The following is an 18,223-nucleotide window of genomic DNA, read 5'->3' as shown; positions in this document are numbered from 1 at the left end:
TAATCCGCTGTTCACCGTGTGGTGAACCAACAGATGTGCACATGACTTCTATCGACCATTGACTCGTCCGGCACGATACAGCGCCGATCATGCTCGGCTCCCGAGAAGGTCCCCGGGCATCGCCGCCGCGCGCGTTTCGACAACTACCTAGGGGATCACTTGTCCGGCATACCGTCGCGCGACGGAATCGGCGGAGGGCATTCGCCACGCCTCGACATTCAGGGGCTGCGCGCCCTGGCCGTTACGCTGGTCGTTCTCTCCCACGCAGGAGTGACCCGGCTCAGCGGTGGTTATGTCGGCGTAGACGTGTTCTTCGTCATATCAGGCTTCCTGATCACCTCGCTGCTGCTGCGCGAGCTGTCCAACACGGGCAAGGTCTCGATCAGGAAGTTCTACGCCCGCCGTGCGCTGCGCCTGCTGCCCGCGTCAACCCTGGTGGTTGTCGCCACGCTTGTCGGATCCTGGCTCTTCCTCTCGAAGATCCGCCTGGCCGAGTACACGAGCGACGCGCTGAGCAGCGCCTTCTACGCCGTGAACTTCCGGCTCGCCATCTCCGGTACGGACTACCTGCAACAGGGCAGCCCGCCCTCACCGTTCCAGCACTTCTGGTCGCTGGCCGTGGAGGAGCAGTTCTATCTGGTGTGGCCGCTGCTCCTCGTCCTCAGCTGGAAACTGGCGCGGCAGCGACGCGCGCTGCTGGCGGTGCCCCTGGTCGTGCTCTGCCTGGGGTCGTTCTGGCTGAGCCTGACCACTACGGAAAGCTCGGCGTCCTGGGCGTACTTCGGTTCACACACCCGCGTCTGGGAGCTCGGCATCGGTGCCCTGCTGGCCATGTGGGCCACGACACCGACGCCGGCGCGCATACCCACCTGGCTCTCGGCGCCGATGACCTGGGCAGGCCTGGCCGCCATCGTGCTGGCCGCCCTCCGCTTCAACGACAACACCCCCTTCCCCGGATATCACGCGCTCGTGCCGGTTCTCGGCACCGCATTGGTCCTCGCCGGTGGCTTCTCGCCCGCCCGGTTCGACGCACGGCTGGTGCTCGCGCGGAAGCCCGTGGTGTGGCTGGGCGGGATGTCGTACGGCTGGTACCTGTGGCACTGGCCGCTGCTGATCATCGGCCCTTCGGCGCTGGGCAGGCCCGAGAGCGTCGGGCTCGCCCTGGCGCTGTCCGGGGTTGGCCTGCTCCTTGCGGTGGCGACGCTCCGGCTGGTCGAGAATCCGGTGCGGTTCCACACGGCGTTCCGTGGCCGGCCGAACAGGGCTCTCGTGCTCGGTGTGGGTCTGTCGGCCGTAGTCGTCCTGTCCTCGCAGGCCGTGGAGGCCCTTCCGTCGCAGATCAGCACCGGAGGGTCGGCACCCGCACTGGCGGGGGCCCTCACGGACGCCTCCGACCCGCAGGCCGGTCTGGCGACCCTGCTGAAAAGCTCCGGCACTCAACTGCCGAGCAACCTCGCCCCTCCCGTCACCGGTGTGAAGGACCTCAGGTCCGCGATCTACCAGGACGGCTGCCACGCCAACTACGAGGCCACGGAGGCGAAGCCGTGCATCTACGGCGACACCTCCGCGAAGCAGACGGTCGTCCTCCTCGGCGACTCCCACGCCGCCCAGTGGTTCCCCGCCCTGGACAAGCTCGCCACCGAGCGGCACTTCAAGCTGGTCTCGCTGACCAAGGCGTCCTGCAAGATGGCCGAGGTCACCATCGTCCGTGAGGGCAAGGGATACACGGCCTGCGACACCTGGCGGCACGACGCGATCAAGGTGGTCAAGGAACTCGACCCCGCGCTCGTGGTCGTCTCGTCCTCGGAGTCGGCCGAGCCGTTCAAGAAGGTGAGCGACGTCCACAAGCAGTGGGTGGACGGAGACGCGGCCACCCTTCAGGAGATCCAGGACACGGGCGCCCAGGTGGTCACCATCCTCGACACTCCCTGGCCGAAGTCCGACGCCGTCGACTGTGCGGCCGAACACGCGCTGGCTCTGGAGGAGTGCGCGAACCACCTGCCGGCCGCGATCGAGGACCCGTCCGTGCGCGACGCGCTCGAGGTCGCCGCGAAGGCGGCCGACGTTCCGGTCATCGACCCCCAGCCGTGGCTGTGCACGCCGGCCGGTGTCTGCCCGGTGGTCGTCGGGAACACCATCGTCTACCGCGACGACAGTCACATGGCCGAGACCTTCTCGGAATCCCTCGCGCCCGTTCTGGGCGAGCGGCTGACCTCGCTCTTCGGCAAGGACCTGACCGGCCGGTAGCCGACGCCCTCGTCGGCGTACGGACAAAGGCAGGAGCCCCGCGACAGGCTGTCGCGGGGCTCCTTGGGTACTGCTATCCGATCCTGTTCAAAGCACTGGGCTCATGGAGCCGCAGGCTTAGAGCGGGGTTACGTTCTCCGCCTGCGGGCCCTTCGGACCCTGCGTCACGTCGAAGGAGACCGACTGGTTCTCCTCGAGTGAACGGAAACCGTTGGCGTTGATCGCGGAGTAGTGGACGAAGACGTCCGGTCCTCCGCCTTCCTGGGCGATGAAACCAAAGCCCTTTTCGGCGTTGAACCACTTCACGGTTCCGGTAGCCATAAGCCCTCCTTGGGCCCAAAGGGTTGCCCTGCTCCAGAACCTGCAAGGTGTAAACATCTGCGTGTAAACAACTGCATTCATCTGAAAACGACGAGAGCCCGCGGTCACATGCTCCGCAGGCTCTGTACTGCAAGGGAAACCAAACTGCAACTTGCGGCGAGCTTAGCTACCCGGGCAGCCGAAAGCAATAGAGGGCAAGATCACGTCACCCGGAGGTTTGACCAGCGGCGGGTCGGGGTTGACGTCGCGGTGGACCAAGATCTGTCACAGGGGTTGACACAAGGGGTCCGGACGGTTTCGGAAGCCACTCGGGGACCCGAAGCCTGCACCGTACCCCACTGGGGCTAGCCTCGCGATGTGGACAATTCTCGCAACCGGCCGCGCGTCGGCCACATCCAGTTCCTGAACTGCCTGCCCCTCTACTGGGGGCTCGCGAGAACGGGCACGCTCCTCGACTTCGAGCTCACCAAGGACACCCCTGAGAAGCTCAGCGAGAAGCTGGTGCAGGGCGACCTCGACATCGGGCCCATCACGCTCGTCGAGTTCCTCAAGCACGCCGACGAACTGGTCGCCTTTCCCGACATCGCGGTCGGCTGCGACGGCCCGGTGATGTCCTGCGTGATCGTCTCGCAGGTCCCCCTCGACCGGCTGGACGGCGCCCGCGTCGCCCTCGGCTCGACCTCCCGTACGTCGGTCCGCCTCGCCCAGCTCCTGCTGGCCGAGCAGGTCGGCGTCGAGCCGTCGTACTACACCTGCCCGCCCGACCTCTCGCTGATGATGCAGGAGGCCGACGCCGCCGTACTCATCGGGGACGCGGCGCTGCGCGCCAACCTGACCGAGGGCCCCAAGCTCGGCCTGGAGGTGCACGACCTCGGCGCCATGTGGAAGGAGTGGACGGGCCTGCCGTTCGTCTTCGCCGTCTGGGCGGCCCGGCGCGACTACCTGGAGCGCGAACCCGCCGTCACCCGCAAGGTCCACGAGGCGTTCCTGGCGTCCAGGGACCTGTCCCTGGACGAGGTCGGCAAGGTCGCCGAGCAGGCGGCACGCTGGGAGTCCTTCGACGAGAAGATCCTGGAGCGGTACTTCAGGACGCTCGACTTCCGCTTCGGCGGCCCGCAGCTGGCGGCCGTACGGGAGTTCGCCCGGCGGGTCGGGTCCACTACCGGGTTCCCGTCGGACGTGAGCGTTCGGTTGCTGGAGGCCTAGATTCTGTTCGGGGTCTGGGGGCTCGGGGCCTCGGGGTCTGGGGGCTCGGGGTCTGGGGGTCTCGGGGTGTCGGGCCTGGGGGTTTTGGGGCCTCGGAGCCTGGGGTTCTCGGGGTCCTGGAGGCCTGGGGTCCCGGAGGCCCGGAGGCCCGGAGGCCTCGGGCTCTGGGGGTCTGGGGGCTCTGGGGGTCTTGGGGCCGTGAGGCCTCGGCTCCGGGGTCTTGGGGCCTCGGGGCCCGTCCGGCTTGATCCGCCGGACAGGCCCGGCTCTGAGGCTTCGGGGGCTGACGGCACTACTCTGCTAGCAGCAGTGCGTACGGGGGAGGGATGGCGCCATGCAGCCGCTCGGAGTCGACGAACCGACCGTCGTCGGGCCCTACCGGCTGCTCGGCCGGCTGGGGGCCGGCGGCATGGGCCGCGTGTATCTGGGCCGCAGCGCGGGCGGCCGTACGGTCGCGGTCAAGATCGTGCACCCGCACTTCGCGCTCGACGAGGAGTTCCGCGCCCGTTTCCGCCGCGAGGTCGAGGCCGCGCGGCGGGTGGGCGGCGCGTGGACGGCCCCCGTCCTGGACGCGGACCCGGAGGCGCCGGTGCCGTGGGTCGCGACGGGCTACGCGGCAGGCCCCTCGCTCGCGGCCGCCATCGCCGACAGCGGCCCGCTTCCGCTCCATTCCGTACGGGTCCTGGGCGCCGGCCTCGCCGAAGCGCTCTCGGCGGTCCACGCGCTGGGCCTCGTCCACCGTGACGTCAAGCCGTCCAACGTCCTGCTGACCCTCGATGGCCCCCTGCTCATCGACTTCGGCATCGCGCGCGCCACGGACGGCACGGCGTCACTGACCTCGACCGGCGTCTCGGTCGGTTCCCCCGGCTACATGTCTCCCGAGCAGATCCTCGGCAAGACCGTCGCGGGGGAGGCGGACGTCTTCTCGCTGGGCGCGGTGCTGGTGTACGCGGCGACCGGCGAGCCGCCGTTCCCCGGCGACTCCTCCGCGTCCCTCCTCTACAAGGTGGTCCACGAAGAACCCCGACTCGGCTCCCTGGAAGGCGAGTTGCGTGACCTGGCGGCCCAGTGCCTGGCGAAGGACCCGGCCGAGCGGCCGGCTCCGGCCGACCTGGCCCGGCGCCTCGCCCCGGAGGGGACGGCCCGCCTTGTGACCGCGGGGTGGCTGCCCGGGCCGATGGTGGAACAGGTCAGCCGCAGCGCGGTGCGGCTGCTGAACCTGGACACGGTGGAGACGGGGTGGGCTGCGCCTTCGGGGCCGGTGGAGTTCAGCAGTCCTGCGGTCGGGAGCAGTAGTCCTGCGGCTGGTTCTTCGTCGGGGGTGAGCAGCAGTCCTTCGGTGGCCGGGGAGTTCGGGCCGCCGCCGGTCATGACGCCGACCGGCCCCGCGCACGTACCGGAGCAGAGCGGGGCCTACCCATCGAGTGGCCGCGAGACCTCACCGCCGGATGGTCACCAGACCCCCGTACCGGATCAACGCGAGCCGCGTGATGCGACGCCGCCGCCCGCCGACCGTCCCGGCAAGGTCTCCGTCAGCGTGGCCGCCGTATCCGCGACCGGTGAGAACGGCCGTGGCCGCAGGCTGAGTTGCACGGTGGCCCTGGCGGTCGCGGGGGCGCTGGCGGCTGTGACGGTGGGCGCGGGGTTCCTCTTCGACCTGATGCCGGGCGCGGACAAGTCGAGTGACTCGGGCTCTTCGAGCGACACCGCGGCGAGCAACGGCCCCCAGGCGTCGACGAGCGCGTCCGATCCCTTGGACCAGACGGTCCCCGCCTCCTACCTCGGCACCTGGGAGGGCGACGGCCTCGCGCTCAGCGGCGCCCTGCCCATGGGCACCTTCCGCGTCACCGTCCACCAGGCCGCCGTGGGCGAGGAGTTGGGCACCTTCCGCCAGACCGACCAGATCGGCGGCATCTGCGACGACGTACTCATCCTGAAACAGGTCACGTCCAAGCAGCTCATCGTCACGAGCATCGCCGACGAGTCCAACCGCAACGTGTGCACCACCGGCGAGCACGAGGTACGCCTGACTCCCGTCGACGACGACCTCCAGTACGAGACGGACAACCCGGATGCGGGGGATCCGGTGGCTCGGATGTCCAAGGTCGAGTAGAGCCTCGGCGTTGTTGGGCGGACCGGTCCTTCGGCCCGTCCGCCCAACTCCCCGCGTCACATCGGGACGGTGACCGTGACCGGCTCCCCGTTGCCCAGGTGCAGGAGACCCTTGCCCGGTGTCACGGGGCCGCCGACCATGCTGCGTGTCGTACGGATGCCGATCAGTTCGCCGGCGGAGGAGTCCTGCGGGGAGAGCAGGATGCCGCGGCGGCCCTTCTTCGCCTCGACCTGCCAGCCGGAGAAGCCGCCGCACACCTCCTCCTCGTCACCGCCGATGACGAGGGCCAGGCCGCGCTCGCCGCCGCGCTGGACGAGACGCTTGAACTCGCGTTCGGCGTCGCAGTCCTCCAGGACCTCACCGTCGTCGACGATGAACACGATGGGCTCCTCGGGCGAGGCCGACTCGATCGCTTCGTTGAAGTCGTCGCTCTCGATGTCGTCCTCGGTGAAGATCTTCAACACGCCGTCCTGGCCCGCGAGTTCGCGCAGTGGCGAGGGGCGCGGGGCGGCGATGACCAGACGTACGCCCTGGAGGAGGTACGAGCGCGCCAGGTTCAGGAGGGTCGTGCTGCGTCCTGACTTCGCCGGACCCGCCACCACGAACGTCGGCACGCCCTGCGCGAGGTCGGGGCCGAAGGCCATGATGTCGTCGCCGCCGATACCGGCCAGCCCCCACAGCTTGGAGCCGGACGTCTGCGCGTCGCGCATCTCCCATGCCTCCGCGAAGGCGATGCGGCTCGGCAGCACGTCGACCCGGAACGGGCGTCGTGCGCGGGGCAGTTCAGCGTCGCGCGCGGCCGCCGTCTCGCCGATCGCCGCCAGTGCGGCGGCCTGTCCCTGACCCGTGAGGTCCTCGGAAAGCAGCGCGAACTGCGTCTCCGTCGCCGACTCGTTCTTGAAGCCACGCCCCGGAGGGATCTCCTCGGGCACCTTGCGCGCGTTGATGCCGAGCATCGTGAAGTCCGACCGGTCGGCGAGCCGCAGGCCGTACTTCTCCTCGGTCAGCGACGCCATCCGGCCCAGCAGCACCTGGCGGTCACCCGTGACGACCAGGTGGATGCCGACGCTCGCGCCTTCGCGCATCATCGTCTGCAACTCGTCGGTCAGTTCGCCGTGGTTGTACTCGCCGAGCGTCGGAAGCCAGCCCTCCCAGCGGTCGAGCAGCACGACGAGATGCGGGAGACGTTCGTCCTCGGCCGAGGCGGCTCGCTGCTCGCCGATGTCGGCGTACCCCTTGTCCGCCAGCAGGTCCTGACGCTGCGTCAACTCGCTCTTCAGGCGGGTGATCAGGCGCACCGCACGTTCCGTCTGGTTACGTGCGACCACGGCTCCGCAGTGCGGGAGTCGAGTCAGCGCGTTCAAGGCGCCGTTGCCGCAGTCGATGCCGTACAGATGCACGTCGGCGGAGGAGTGGGTCCGGGCGATCGAGCCCGCGATGGTCCGCAGGATCTGCGAGCGGCCGCTGCGGGGGGCACCGCCCACCAGCAGATGCCCGAACGAGGCGAAGTCGACGACGACCGGGCGCCTGGCCTGGTCGGCGGGCAGGTCCTCGACACCGTAGGGGGCCGGGGGCAGTTTGCCCGGGCCCAGTTGGGTGGTGGGCACCTCGACCTCGTCGAGCAGCAGTGTCTCGGAGAGCGCGGGCAGCCATGGGCTGTGCTGGGCGGGGATGCCGAGCGCCTGGTTGGCCTCCCGTACCGCGTCGACCAGGACCTTGAGGTCCGTGATCTCCTCCTCCTCGCGCGCCTCGGCCTTCGGCTTCACCAGCGCGGCCCGGCCCAGATCCGCCCAGCCGAGCGGTCCCGCCCACGGGGCGAGAAGCTGCGGATCGGCGGCGCCGGGGCGGCGACCACCGACCCGGCCCGACTGGAACGGCACGAGCGAGGCGTGCCCGAGGCGGACGTACGCGCGCCCCGGAGTGCTCTTGGAGATGTGCCCGGCCTCGGGGGAGTCGATGACGTCGCTGGACTCGCCGCCGTCCGTCACGCGCAGCGCGATGCGGAGGTTGGTGTTGGCGCGGATCTCGGGGGAGATCACACCGCTCGGCCGCTGGGTGGCCAGCAGCAGGTGGATGCCGAGCGAGCGGCCCCGCTGGGCGATGTTGACCAGACCGGCCACGAAGTCGGGCAGGTCACGCACCATAGAGGCGAACTCGTCGATGACGATGAGGAGTCGGGGAACCCGCGCGAGCGAGGGGTCGCGGCGTACGAGGTCCTGGTAGTCCTCGATGTCCTTGGCGTCCGCGGCGGCGAGGATGTGCTCGCGGCGCTTCAGCTCCGCGCCCAGGGACTCCAGCGCCCGCTCCACCAGGTGCGCGTCGAGGTCGGTGACCATGCCCACCGTGTGCGGCAGCTTCACACAGTCCTTGAAGGCTGCGCCGCCCTTGTAGTCGACGAGGACGAAGGTCATGTTCTCGGGGGTGTTGGCGACGGCGAGCGCGGCCACGATGGTCTGCAGCAGTTCGGACTTACCGGAACCGGTCGTACCGGCGATCAGGCCGTGCGGCCCGTCCCGCCGGATGTCGATGCCGAAGGGACCGTCGTACGACTCACCGACGACGGCCATCGTCGACTGCCCGCCCATGCGCCAGCGCGCGGCGATCGCGTCCCGTGTCGGCGGTTCCAGCTGGAGCACATCGAGCAGGCGGCTGGAGCCCGGCAGCGCCGAGTCCTCGGTCTCGCCGCTGATGTCACGCAGCGGGGACAGCGCCCGTGACAGGCGTGCGCACCAGGCGGGGGAGACGAAGTCCGGCCGTACGTTCTTCACGCGGGCCGTGCCCGTCTGCTCGACCCGCAGCCGCAGTTCGAGGGTCTTCTGCTCGCCGGACCGGGAGTCGTCGGCTTCGGCGGCATGCCAGGCGTGGAAGGAAGGGAAGCCGCCCGCCGGTGCCACGGGGGCCGCGGCAGCCGAAGTGCGGGTGGCGGCATGCTCCTGCGGCTTCGGCTCGGCGATCACCATCGCCTGGCACTCGCCGGGCAGGAACCGCTCCTCGGCGTCCAGGCAGATCGCGTACATGGATACGGCGGGACCCTCGCGCAGCAGTCGTACGACACCCGGCATCGACCGCAGCCTGCGCGAACCGTCCCATACGACCACGATGTCGGGGTCGCTGAACGTCGCCTGGCGGCCGGTCTCCTTGGCCGCCTTCTGGCGGGCGTCAAGGAGTTGGGTCAGCTCGCCGATGCGGGCGCCGACGGTCTCGGCGTCGGTGCCGATCAGGACGTTGGTGTCCTGGGCGCCGGAGGGCCGGGAGTGCGGCAGCCAGCGGACCCAGTCCCAGCTGTCCTCGGCGCCGTTCTCGGTGAGCACGTAGAACTGGACGTCCATGGGGCTGTGCAGCGCCGCGCACTGGGCCACCGCCCAACGCCCCAGCGCCTGCGGTGAATCGCCCGGTCCCGCGATGCCGATCACGCCCCGCTCGGCCAGCGGCAGCGCCACCGGAGCGTCCTCGATCTGCCAGGTGACCTCGCGCCTGTGATCGTCCTGCTCGGGGTCGTCGAGCACGACCTCGGAGCCCAACTGCCCGGTCCCGAAGCGCAGTAGCAGATGATCGGCGTCCGTGCGCCGCCGCTCCCACAGCCGGGTGCGGGGTCCGGTGCCCAGACCCAGCACGGTCGCCGGATCGGGCACGGCCTGCCGGCGGTCGAGCCGCTCGGCAACGAGCGCGTCCTGCGCGTCCTTCTCGATCCGCTCTTTGTGCTCCTTGTACTCCTTGACCTGCTTGGCATGGGACTTGCGCCCGTGCTTCTTGTCCATGAAGTAGTTGCCGAAGAGGATCAGCGGACTCAGCAGAGCCATGATCAGGTAGTACCAGCGCCCGAAGATCATCACAGCCACGACGGCACCGACCAGCGGGGTCACCGCCATGAGCCAGGGCAGTGGCCGTGCCTCGAAGTCGCGGGGCGGCGCGGGCAGTTTAAACCTGGTCTGGCGCTCCGGCGGGCGGAGCCGGGGCGGACGGTTGTAGTCGAGCCCCGCGCCGTCCTCGGACCATTTGAGCGCGGCGTTCGGAGGCGAGTACCGGTCGAGCTCCAGCAGGGTGTTGCCTACGGCGACCTGGCTGCCGAGGGGCCACTCGTCGCCGTCGATCTTCTCCCCGTCGAGCGTGACGCCCTCTTTGTCGCCGTGTACGACGACCTGGCAGGTGCCGTCGGTTGCGACTGACAACGTGAGGGCCCGCTGCGGAAGTTCGGGGTCGTCGATCCGCAGGGAGGAGACGGGACCGCTGCCGATGTCGTGGCGCCCGATGCCGAGCCGGTGCACGGCGCCGGCGGCGGGACCACCGGCCACCCGCAGCTCGACGAGGCCGGTGGGTTCCCCCGGCAGGCAGCCGGCCGGATCGTGCAGGCTGACGATCGCGCCCTCGCGCAGCGGCGAGGTCCCGATCGTGGCCGCCGGATCGACGGGATACCCGTCGACGTAGGTGACAGGTGCTCCGCCGCCGGAGGCGTGATGCTGCCCGATGGGGATGATCTGCGCACCGCCGCTGTACCCCACATGAGTGGCCAGCTCCTTGGCGATGTCCCCCACGGTGGACTCGGGATCCGCGTCGAGCACGACGTCGGCGTTGGCACCGCCGAGCGGATCGACAACGGTCAGAGTCAGGCGCACGATCGTCCTCCCCAGGAACCCCCGACACCGCTTCGGAACGCGGGCCACAGTGTCCCCGACGATAGCCTCTTGCCCCTTCCCGCAGGCAACGGCCTGTGTGCTGGTTCCCTGGAGGCTGTTGAGAGATCTGGGGTGTGCTCCTGCAAGCGGCCTGAGTAGGCTGCAGACTCAGCGGACGATCGCATCATCCGCAACGGGAGCCACGGGGGTTGGCCCTGCGGCAAGTCGAGCTACGGAGGACGCCACATGGCCGGCGGCAAAGACGCAGATATCACTTATGACGAGATGCACAAGGCGGCGACCAAGCTGACCGACGCCAAGGACAAGATCGACGAGAAGCTCGACGCCCTGGAGCGCTACATCCAGGGTCTCGTCAAGGACGGCTACACCACCCGCAAGGGTTCGCAGGCCTTCGAGGACTCCTTCACCGAGTTCAAGAAGGGCGCCAAGGACACGATCGACGGCCTCACGGGCATGTCCAAGTTCCTGACCAGCGCGGCCAAGGCCTACCAGGACCTGGACGACGAGCTGGCCAAGGGCGTCAAGGGCTGAGTCCGCCCTCGGCACACAGACATTCCGGTGCGGTGGGGTGCTTCGATGCTCCATCGCACCGGGCTGTGTGCGAGGGGGTGGTGGATTGGTGGATACGGCGGACCGGTGGATTCGCGCTGGGTGAAGAATTGATATCGCGCCCGCACGTCTCCCCTCCGAGTGATCTGCGCCTCGCCCGCACGGGCGGTTATCCTCTACCGACCTCGTGAGAATGGGAGAGCCCATGTCTGTTGGATCAGGGTCCGGGGCGGCCCGGGCGCAGAGTCCTGGGCGCTCGCTCGCGGGGAACGTCGCTTTCGGTGCGGGGCTGCTGCTCGTTTTGGCGACCATGACGCTCGGGGGCTATGCGGGCGTTGCCCTTGCCCTCGGCCTGGCGGACGACTCGTTCCTGTCGTCGGCGGTTCCCGGCGACGGGCGCAACGCGGTGGTCGTCGGAGGCATTGGCGCGGGCGGTCTGGCAGGGCTGTTGCTGCCGCTGATCCTGTTCGCGGCGGTCCGGGGGACTGAGGCAAGGCCCAGGCTCGGGCTCGGCGAAGCCCTGCTCAAGATGCTCGGCGTACTCGTGCTCGGCGTCTACCTCCAGATCGTCTCCCTGCTTGCCGCACAGCTCGGCTGGATCCTTCCCACGGGCCTCGTCACCCTGCTGAGCGTCTTCGTCGTCGGCTTCAGTTGGGTGCCGCTGGCGCTCATTCCGTGGGAGCGGTTCGGACTGGGGGGTATGGCAGGACTGTTCGGCACCTCTCGCGGTCCGGGCAGTTCAGACAAGTCGGACTGAAGCCGCCAGTTCGTCGGCGACCTTCCCCAGTTCCTCACCGAGACCCAGCGCTCCCCAGAGGAGCCGGCACTCCAGCGCGGTGGGATGCGCCCGGGGGAGGACATAGTGGGCCACTCCTTCCCGTACCGCGCCGCTGTGTGCATCGGGGTCCGTGGGTTCCAGGCGATGCACGCGCAGTGCGGGGCCCAGTGGAAGCTCGACTTCCGTGATGCCAGGGGGCCGGAAAAACGGTCCCTCGGCGCGCTCGGCCTCGGTGCGCAGCACATCCAGGCGCAGCGACTCAGGCCGTACGGTCAGCTCGCGTACGGAGTAGAAGGCGACGACGCCGCTGTCCTGAGGCGTGAGGAGAGCCGCGCAGAGCGCTTTCTGCCGTGCGGCGGCGACCCAGTACCAGAGCACATCCTCGGCGAACGCCTCGCGCCATTCGGCGGGTGCGTCCACCGTGAGGTGTTCGTCGGCCACTGATCGCGCCCACGTGTCCGGCTGCTGGGACGTGAGGTCGAGAACGAGCCAGTTGTGCGGGGCGGGCAGCGTGACCCGACACTGGTGCCAGTCCGCGGTCGCGTGGTCTGCGGTGTGCACGAGCGGCTACCTTCCGGCCAGCGAGGCATCGGGACCGGTCACGTCGATGTCGTCGCTGCCGAAGAGCCCGATGAAGCTCTTGGTGTCCGAGGCCGCCCCGGTACCGGTCGCCCCGAGAGCCCATGAGTTGTACTGGAAGGCCTGCTTGAAAGCGTCAGGCGTCCCGATGAAGTTCAGATCCGCCGGCTTGATGTTCTTGATACGCGACAGTTCGTCGACCATTCCGGGCCCCACGTACATGCTGCCGAGGCCGCGCACACCACCGGCATTCCATGCTCCGCGGACCGCGGAGAGATTGTCGCCGAACTTGAACAGGTCCCCCCAATTGCTCCGGATCGTGCCGAGGTCGTCGGCGAAGGCACGAGGCAGGCCCTTGAAGGCGGCGCCCAGAGTGACATTGGGCAGCGCGGCTGAGGCTGCTCCGCCCCGCGCACCGACCATTTCCACGACAAGCGCGCGTCGCGCCGCAGAGCCGAGAGCGGGATTCCAACCGCGTACGTACTGGGCCGCCGCGTTCCAGACGCGGCTGCGGCCGACTGTGGCGGCGAGCTTGGATCCGGCGGAGAAGACGCGGCCGACACCGAAGGTGGCCAGTCCCAGAACGTCCAGGGCGACGTCCCCCCAGGACCCGTCGCCGTTGATGGCGAGAAGCAGGTGGCAGACGAGCGAAATGGCGGTGGCGATCAGCGCGATGGTGCCCAGTACGCCGGCGATCGCCTGCCCGATGATCGGGATCCAGCCGACCAGAAGTGCCACGATCCCGCACACCGCCGCCACGGCGCCCGCGATGTCGGCGACGATCGTCAGGGTGTCGCGCAGTTCGTCCAGCCACGAGTCGTTGAGGTCATCGCTCTCGGTGATCTCGTGGATGCGCTTCGCGGCCGCGTCACCCGCCTTGTTGTGACGGCTCTTGAGCATGGTGAGCTGCCCGCGCAGATCGTCCAGGTCGCCCTGAAGATCTGTCACCTTGGTGTCGAGCTTCTTCTGGCCCGCTTTGTCGGTCTTCTCGGGCGGGTTGTCGGCCTGGGACTTCGCGGTGGAGAGATCGCCGCTCTTCGTTTCCGCCAGCCCCAGAAGCCGGTCCGCTTCGCCCTGAACCGTTTCGAGCTCGGTGTAGTACTCCTTGAGTGCGGAGCCGGCCTCTTCATAGCGGCCGTGCGCCTTGCTCACGGTCTTCGCGGTGTCCTCGGCCTTCTCGGCGAACTCCCGGCCCGCTTTGGAGTCCCAGCTCTTCTGGTCTCCCAGGCGGCGCAGCGCCGCGGCGGTGTCCGAGATGGTCTTTGCCGTGGCGGTGAAGCGCTTGGAGAGCGCCTGAAGGTCATACACGTCACCGGGCACGGGGTCTTCGCCCTCGCCCAGCACTTCCCAGCGCTGGTCGGCCGGGCGGGTCACTTTTTCTTGCCCTTGCCGACGAGGGCGTTGTAGAGCTGCGTGTCGATCTCGGTGTACGCCTCGCCGGCTGTCTTGGCCACCTCGCCCAGGCCCTTGATCTCCTCGATCATCTTCTCGCGGTTGTCGTTCCACCCGTCGGAGAAGTCCTGAAGCCGTTCCTGCAGCAGCTTGTGTCCGACCGTTCGCCGGTCGAAGGTGTCCATGAGCTTGTCGAGGCCTTCGAATTCCGTGGCCACGATCCGAAGGCCGGTTCCGGCCGCGTGCAGATCGTCGGTGGATACCCTGAGTCGCTCGCTCATCTCTGTTGCCCCCGTGATTCCTGAGTCGGATTCCGCCAGCGCAGGGTACCGGCGACCGCGTCGAAGAGCTCCGCCATCGCGTCCGCGATCGGTTCCAGAGGAGTGCTGAACGTCAGCATCAGCACCTCGTCCTGACCGGGTACCGGGACGAAGTACTCCACGATCGTGTCCTCGAACTCCGAACCCAGCCGCTTGGATTCCCGGGTCCGTTCGCTGCGGCGCCGACGCGCTGCCCGTCCGGCAGCAGGCAAACGCACCGGAGCCACCTCACCCTTGCCTGCCAGCGCGGCGACAGCGTCAAGGCTGTCGAATCGCTGGTGGAGGCGGGAAATCAGCAGAGAAGCGGACAGTGGGATTCCTGCTGCTTCCAGGAACGACAGATAGAGCACCACACCGCCCCCGTCGGCCCCCTTCTCGGCGGCGCCCAGGAGCTGCTCCTCTGCCTTGCGGCGGAGCACAGGCTGATCGTCCACGCCCGCGAACTGCCTTTTGATCAGAGCGTTCACGGAGGTCTCTCGGTGCTCCGGCGGCTGAAGCGGAATGCGATACCAGTCCTCGGGGGTGATCAGGCCGAAGACGTTCTCGGCTTCGGTCGTCCGCTCGGGCGGTGTGGTCTGCGGCATGCTCGTGGCTCTCGGTTGCGACGGGCCCCTGTGGGGGTGACGGCTTGCCCTCCCGTGGGACAAGCGCTGTGTCACGGGCACGGACGCTACCTGTGATGCGTCTGGTTCCGCTATGGCGGGCCTGCTGGGCGGGTTCGACTAAGTTTCCGCGGACAGCTCCTCGGCGGGATCCGTGAAGGAAACCGTCTGGAGGATGGACGACATCAGGCGGTATATCTCGGTCCAGTGGTCCATGGAGGCCGTGTGGAGTGTGAAGACCGCGGTGAACGGGCCGGTGGAAAAGGGGACATGAACCTGGATCTGCCCGGTGAGAAGCTCCACCGCGTCGCCGCCGGCCGTCACTTCGGGGTTGAGTTTGTACTCGTGGACGCTTATGCAGGACACCGCTGGACCGCACGGCAGGTCGAGCCAGATGGCGTCGTTCAACGGGTCGCCGGCGAGAGTGGCGAGGATGCCCTGGGCCACGATGTCGGCGTCGGCAGCGGCCTGATCGGTGGATTCAATGGCCACGCTGAGAGCGCATTGGGCGACGCCGTCGGAGGGCTCGTGTCTGACCACCTCCCCTTCGGAGGCCTCGGCTTCCTCCGCCGTGGAGAACAAGCCCATGGCGGCGTAGGAGACACCGGTGTCTCCCATGAGTTCGGCTATCGCCGCGTAGTACGGGGCGGCCGGCTCCCAGATGCTTTCGTCGCCTCGGGAGTACAGCTCTCGTACGAAGGAGAGGGCGCGCGCGGTGCGTTCCTCCGGGGTCGCAGCGAGAGGAAGGGCGAAAAATCCCTCTGGGGCGAGGAACCAGAGGGGTGGGAGGTTTCCGTTGGCGGGGGTGGCGTGCGGGGTGTTCGCGGGGGCAGCGGGGCTCATTTTGAAGTAGCGGGCCGTTCCGATCGAGTGCAGCGCGAGTGTCAGGTCAGGAGGTCTTCTGGGTGACGATCCGTGTACTTGAGTTCGGTGCCGTTCTCGTCCATGACCGTGTTCAGGCTGGAGTAGCCGAAGAACGCGTGAATTGTGCTCGGGGCCACGACCTCGACGCGAAGGCAGCCACAGGCGTTCCGCTTGACCAGAGGCGGTTGGGCATCCGGTGCCTGGGCGGCCGCGAAGCTCTCGGCGGTGTTTCGCTGTGCTGGTGTGAGCGAATCCAGCGGAATGAAGTCAAGGGGTTCAATCAGATACCGAGTGAATCTCTCACGGTTCACGCCAGCCAGCCTGCACCATGAGCCGTCCGTAAAGACGACCTTCGAGTCCTGCCCGATTTTGAAGTCCCGCAGTTCGACTCGTTCGATGGTGGATCGAGAGGCCTCCCATAGGAACTCGTCGTCAACCTGGCTGTAGTTCCCTTTGACATAGGGGAAGCCCACGATTACGAGTCGACGGTCGGTGATGACAGCGTGCGTGCGGTAGTGCTTTTCGGAGGAGCGTCCGGGGTCCAGCTGCCAGGGCAGAGTACGGGCGATCGTGCCCGGTGCGGCCCACATGACGGGGAAGTCGTCGATCTCGTCCGCCCGGTCGAGCGAGGTTTTCGAACCGCGCTCGGTGCCCGGAGTTCCTCCGATATTCCCTCCGTGGAAGGAGAGGAATCCCAAAACGGCAAGGCCTGCGGCGATCGCCGTGCCCTTGACGGTATTCCGAGCGACTGTGCTGCCTGTCGAACGGGCTGTGTACGTCGGTCCTTTGGGCCATCCAGCGAGTTCATCCTGAATGTCGTTGCGCTGGGTGTCGCGAAACCATCTCATTCCGCTCACGCGCATGGCCTCGCCTGTAGCAAAGGTGACAGGAGCGCGGGCAATGACTTTCTCATCCGACTCGGGCTGCCAGACGCTCATATCAGTACGAATCCTCCCTCGCGGCGGCCGTGGAGCCGACACCTTTACGCTCCACCCTGCCACACCGTCTCAAACAGTGAGCCACCCGGTGTCGATATCCCAAACTAATCACCAGTCACATGTGCGTACACCTTGGGCGCAACCTTGATGCCGGCGTCGAAGGCTCTGCCGGCGACTCCGAACGGGTCGATTTTCATTCCAAGGGCGGCGGCTCCCTTGGTGCCAATCAACTGGCCCGTGTGATAGCCCGCAAAGGCGACGCCTCCCATGCGTGACATCAAGCCGCTGCCTGCGTGCGCGACCTCGAAAACGTTCGTGGACGTGCCTCCGATCTTCACCAAGCCGGCCTTGCCCAACCCGCCTACGATGTCCGCGGATTCGTCACCCCAGGACAGCATGACCCGTGAGCTACCGGCGATCTTGGAGAAGTCGAACCCCTTGCCGAGCTTGCCCGCAGTGGCTACGGCCTTGGCCTCGCCGACCACCTTGATGCCCTTACCGAACATCCCGATACCCGGCAACAACCCCACCGCGTCGAGCCCGATCTGCATCCAGCTCACATCCGCACCGGCTGCCTTGGCAATGCCGTGGGCCGCCAGCGTGAGTCCCGCACCGATGAGTGCGGCCGTGCCGAAGATGGCCGCGAGGGGCGGGAACGGAAGGGTGACGATGGCCAGCATGCCCAGCACCGCGGTGATGTCACCGAGCACGTCGCCGATCGCTTTGATCAGGTCGGCGTGGTCCTTGAGCCACTCGCCGGTGGCATCCCAGGCATCTCCGATGCCCTTGCCCAGCTTGTCCCAGAAGCCGGGCTCGTCCGGGGCGATGTCGGCGGCCTTGTCGAGCTCCTTGCTGATCCTCCCGGCGGCTTCCTTGTACCGCTCCTCAAGGTCGTAGACCTTGCCGGTGACCTCGTCCACCGCGCCGGAGGCCTTGCCGAGTTCCTCGCTGCCTTTGCCCTCGGCCTTCTGCTCGGCCGTTTCCTTGGCTTCGAGCTTCTCTCCGGCGGACTTCTCGAGGCGGTTGGCCTCGTCCTGAAAGTCGTGCAGTTCGTTGGCCCACCGGTGCAGGGCGCGTGACGCCTTGTCGAAGGAGTCGTGGCTCTTGCTGATGAGGGGAGTGACGTCCTGGCCGATGTACTCGGTGAAGGCGAGCGCGGTCTTGCCCTTCCACGCCCCGCATTCGATCCGTTCCAGCTCCCGCAGGGCTGTCCCCAACTCGCTTGCCAGGCTGCCGAGTTTCTTGGCGAGTTCCCGGGTGTCCTCCACGTCTCCGGGGGTGGGGTCCCAACCTATGTAAGGGAAGGCGGGGCGCTTGCCGGCCACGTCACTTGCCCTTCTTCGGAGCCTTGAGGGACTCCGCGAGGTCCAGGTCGAGCTTACTGAAGGACTCACCTATCTTGTTGATCATCTTCACCGCACCGCTGGTGTGCTTGCCGAGCTGCTTGATGCCATAGCCCCACTCGTCGGCGAAGTCCTGTACGTCCTCGACGAGTTTGCTCTGACCGACGGCCGAGGCGTCTGTGCCGCGAAGGGTGCGGCGGGTTGCGTCCATGCGGTCGCTTATGGAGGAGAAGGTCTTCTTCAGATCCTCGAAGATGGTGTCTTCGAGACGCAGGTCACTCATGTGGTGTCCGGGTTCCTGACGGGTCGGCGGTGGCTGCTTGGAGCTCGGGGATGG

Annotated in this window: 15 protein-coding genes; 5 read left to right on the top strand and 10 right to left on the bottom strand. The window is 68.0% G+C overall.

Annotation, left to right across the window (positions count from 1 at the left end; genetic code table 11):
- Positions 1–159 precede the first annotated feature (159 nt).
- A complete protein-coding gene (locus ACFVKT_RS34350; RefSeq protein ID WP_385738889.1) occupies positions 160–2,247 on the top strand; it encodes an acyltransferase family protein in 2,088 nt (695 codons plus the stop codon).
- A gap of 117 nt (positions 2,248–2,364) precedes the next feature.
- Here ACFVKT_RS34350 and ACFVKT_RS34345 read toward each other — a convergent pair whose 3' ends face one another.
- Positions 2,365–2,568, bottom strand: coding sequence for a cold-shock protein (locus tag ACFVKT_RS34345; protein WP_037627265.1), 204 nt, complete (start codon positions 2,566–2,568; stop codon positions 2,365–2,367).
- A 357-nt stretch (positions 2,569–2,925) separates the two neighbouring features.
- On the opposite strand from ACFVKT_RS34345, the gene ACFVKT_RS34340 reads away from it, so the two are divergent.
- The gene (locus ACFVKT_RS34340) at positions 2,926–3,774 is read left to right on the top strand and encodes a menaquinone biosynthetic enzyme MqnA/MqnD family protein (protein ID WP_385738887.1); all 849 of its coding nucleotides are present in this window, start codon (positions 2,926–2,928) and stop codon (positions 3,772–3,774) included.
- A 334-nt stretch (positions 3,775–4,108) separates the two neighbouring features.
- Complete coding sequence (locus tag ACFVKT_RS34335) at positions 4,109–5,887, top strand: serine/threonine-protein kinase (protein WP_385738885.1); 1,779 nt, start codon at positions 4,109–4,111, stop codon at positions 5,885–5,887.
- Between the two features lie 56 nt (positions 5,888–5,943).
- Here ACFVKT_RS34335 and ACFVKT_RS34330 read toward each other — a convergent pair whose 3' ends face one another.
- A complete protein-coding gene (locus tag ACFVKT_RS34330; protein WP_385738883.1) occupies positions 5,944–10,500 on the bottom strand; it encodes an FtsK/SpoIIIE domain-containing protein in 4,557 nt (1,518 codons plus the stop codon).
- 246 nt (positions 10,501–10,746) lie between these two features.
- On the opposite strand from ACFVKT_RS34330, the gene ACFVKT_RS34325 reads away from it, so the two are divergent.
- Both ACFVKT_RS34325 and ACFVKT_RS34320 read left to right on the top strand, forming a co-directional pair.
- A complete protein-coding gene (locus tag ACFVKT_RS34325; RefSeq protein WP_210881912.1) occupies positions 10,747–11,052 on the top strand; it encodes a WXG100 family type VII secretion target in 306 nt (101 codons plus the stop codon).
- Positions 11,053–11,275: 223 nt separating this feature from the next.
- On the top strand, positions 11,276–11,827 hold the full coding sequence (locus tag ACFVKT_RS34320; RefSeq protein WP_385738880.1) for a hypothetical protein: 552 nt from the start codon (positions 11,276–11,278) through the stop codon (positions 11,825–11,827).
- Here ACFVKT_RS34320 and ACFVKT_RS34315 read toward each other — a convergent pair.
- The 8 genes from ACFVKT_RS34315 to ACFVKT_RS34280 all read right to left on the bottom strand — a co-directional run bounded on the left by ACFVKT_RS34315 (position 11,810) and on the right by ACFVKT_RS34280 (position 18,169).
- Positions 11,810–12,409: a hypothetical protein gene (locus ACFVKT_RS34315; RefSeq protein WP_385738878.1), complete on the bottom strand. Its 600-nt coding sequence runs from the start codon at positions 12,407–12,409 to the stop codon at positions 11,810–11,812. The genes ACFVKT_RS34320 and ACFVKT_RS34315 overlap by 18 nt on opposite strands.
- Before the next feature lie 6 nt (positions 12,410–12,415).
- A complete protein-coding gene (locus ACFVKT_RS34310) occupies positions 12,416–13,801 on the bottom strand; it encodes a putative T7SS-secreted protein (protein ID WP_385738877.1) in 1,386 nt (461 codons plus the stop codon).
- A complete protein-coding gene (locus tag ACFVKT_RS34305; protein ID WP_385738875.1) occupies positions 13,798–14,100 on the bottom strand; it encodes a hypothetical protein in 303 nt (100 codons plus the stop codon). The genes ACFVKT_RS34310 and ACFVKT_RS34305 overlap by 4 nt, the downstream gene beginning before the upstream one ends.
- Positions 14,097–14,723, bottom strand: a complete 627-nt coding sequence (locus tag ACFVKT_RS34300; RefSeq protein ID WP_385738873.1) for a hypothetical protein — start codon at positions 14,721–14,723, stop codon at positions 14,097–14,099. The genes ACFVKT_RS34305 and ACFVKT_RS34300 overlap by 4 nt, the downstream gene beginning before the upstream one ends.
- Positions 14,724–14,861: 138 nt before the next feature.
- Positions 14,862–15,584, bottom strand: coding sequence for a hypothetical protein (locus ACFVKT_RS34295; protein ID WP_385738871.1), 723 nt, complete (start codon positions 15,582–15,584; stop codon positions 14,862–14,864).
- A 41-nt stretch (positions 15,585–15,625) separates the two neighbouring features.
- Entirely contained in the window at positions 15,626–16,543 is a 918-nt protein-coding gene (locus ACFVKT_RS34290) for a hypothetical protein (RefSeq protein ID WP_385738869.1), read from the bottom strand.
- Positions 16,544–16,647: 104 nt separating this feature from the next.
- Positions 16,648–17,868: an enoyl-CoA hydratase/isomerase family protein gene (locus ACFVKT_RS34285; RefSeq protein WP_385738867.1), complete on the bottom strand. Its 1,221-nt coding sequence runs from the start codon at positions 17,866–17,868 to the stop codon at positions 16,648–16,650.
- A gap of 1 nt (position 17,869) precedes the next feature.
- Positions 17,870–18,169: a hypothetical protein gene (locus ACFVKT_RS34280; RefSeq protein ID WP_385738865.1), complete on the bottom strand. Its 300-nt coding sequence runs from the start codon at positions 18,167–18,169 to the stop codon at positions 17,870–17,872.
- Positions 18,170–18,223: the final 54 nt, after the last annotated feature.

It is taken from the genome of Streptomyces sp. NPDC127595 (assembly GCF_042671685.1).
Lineage (GTDB): Bacteria > Actinomycetota > Actinomycetes > Streptomycetales > Streptomycetaceae > Streptomyces.
Note: the sequence above shows the minus strand (reverse complement) of the source record. Positions and strands in the feature narration are given on the sequence as shown.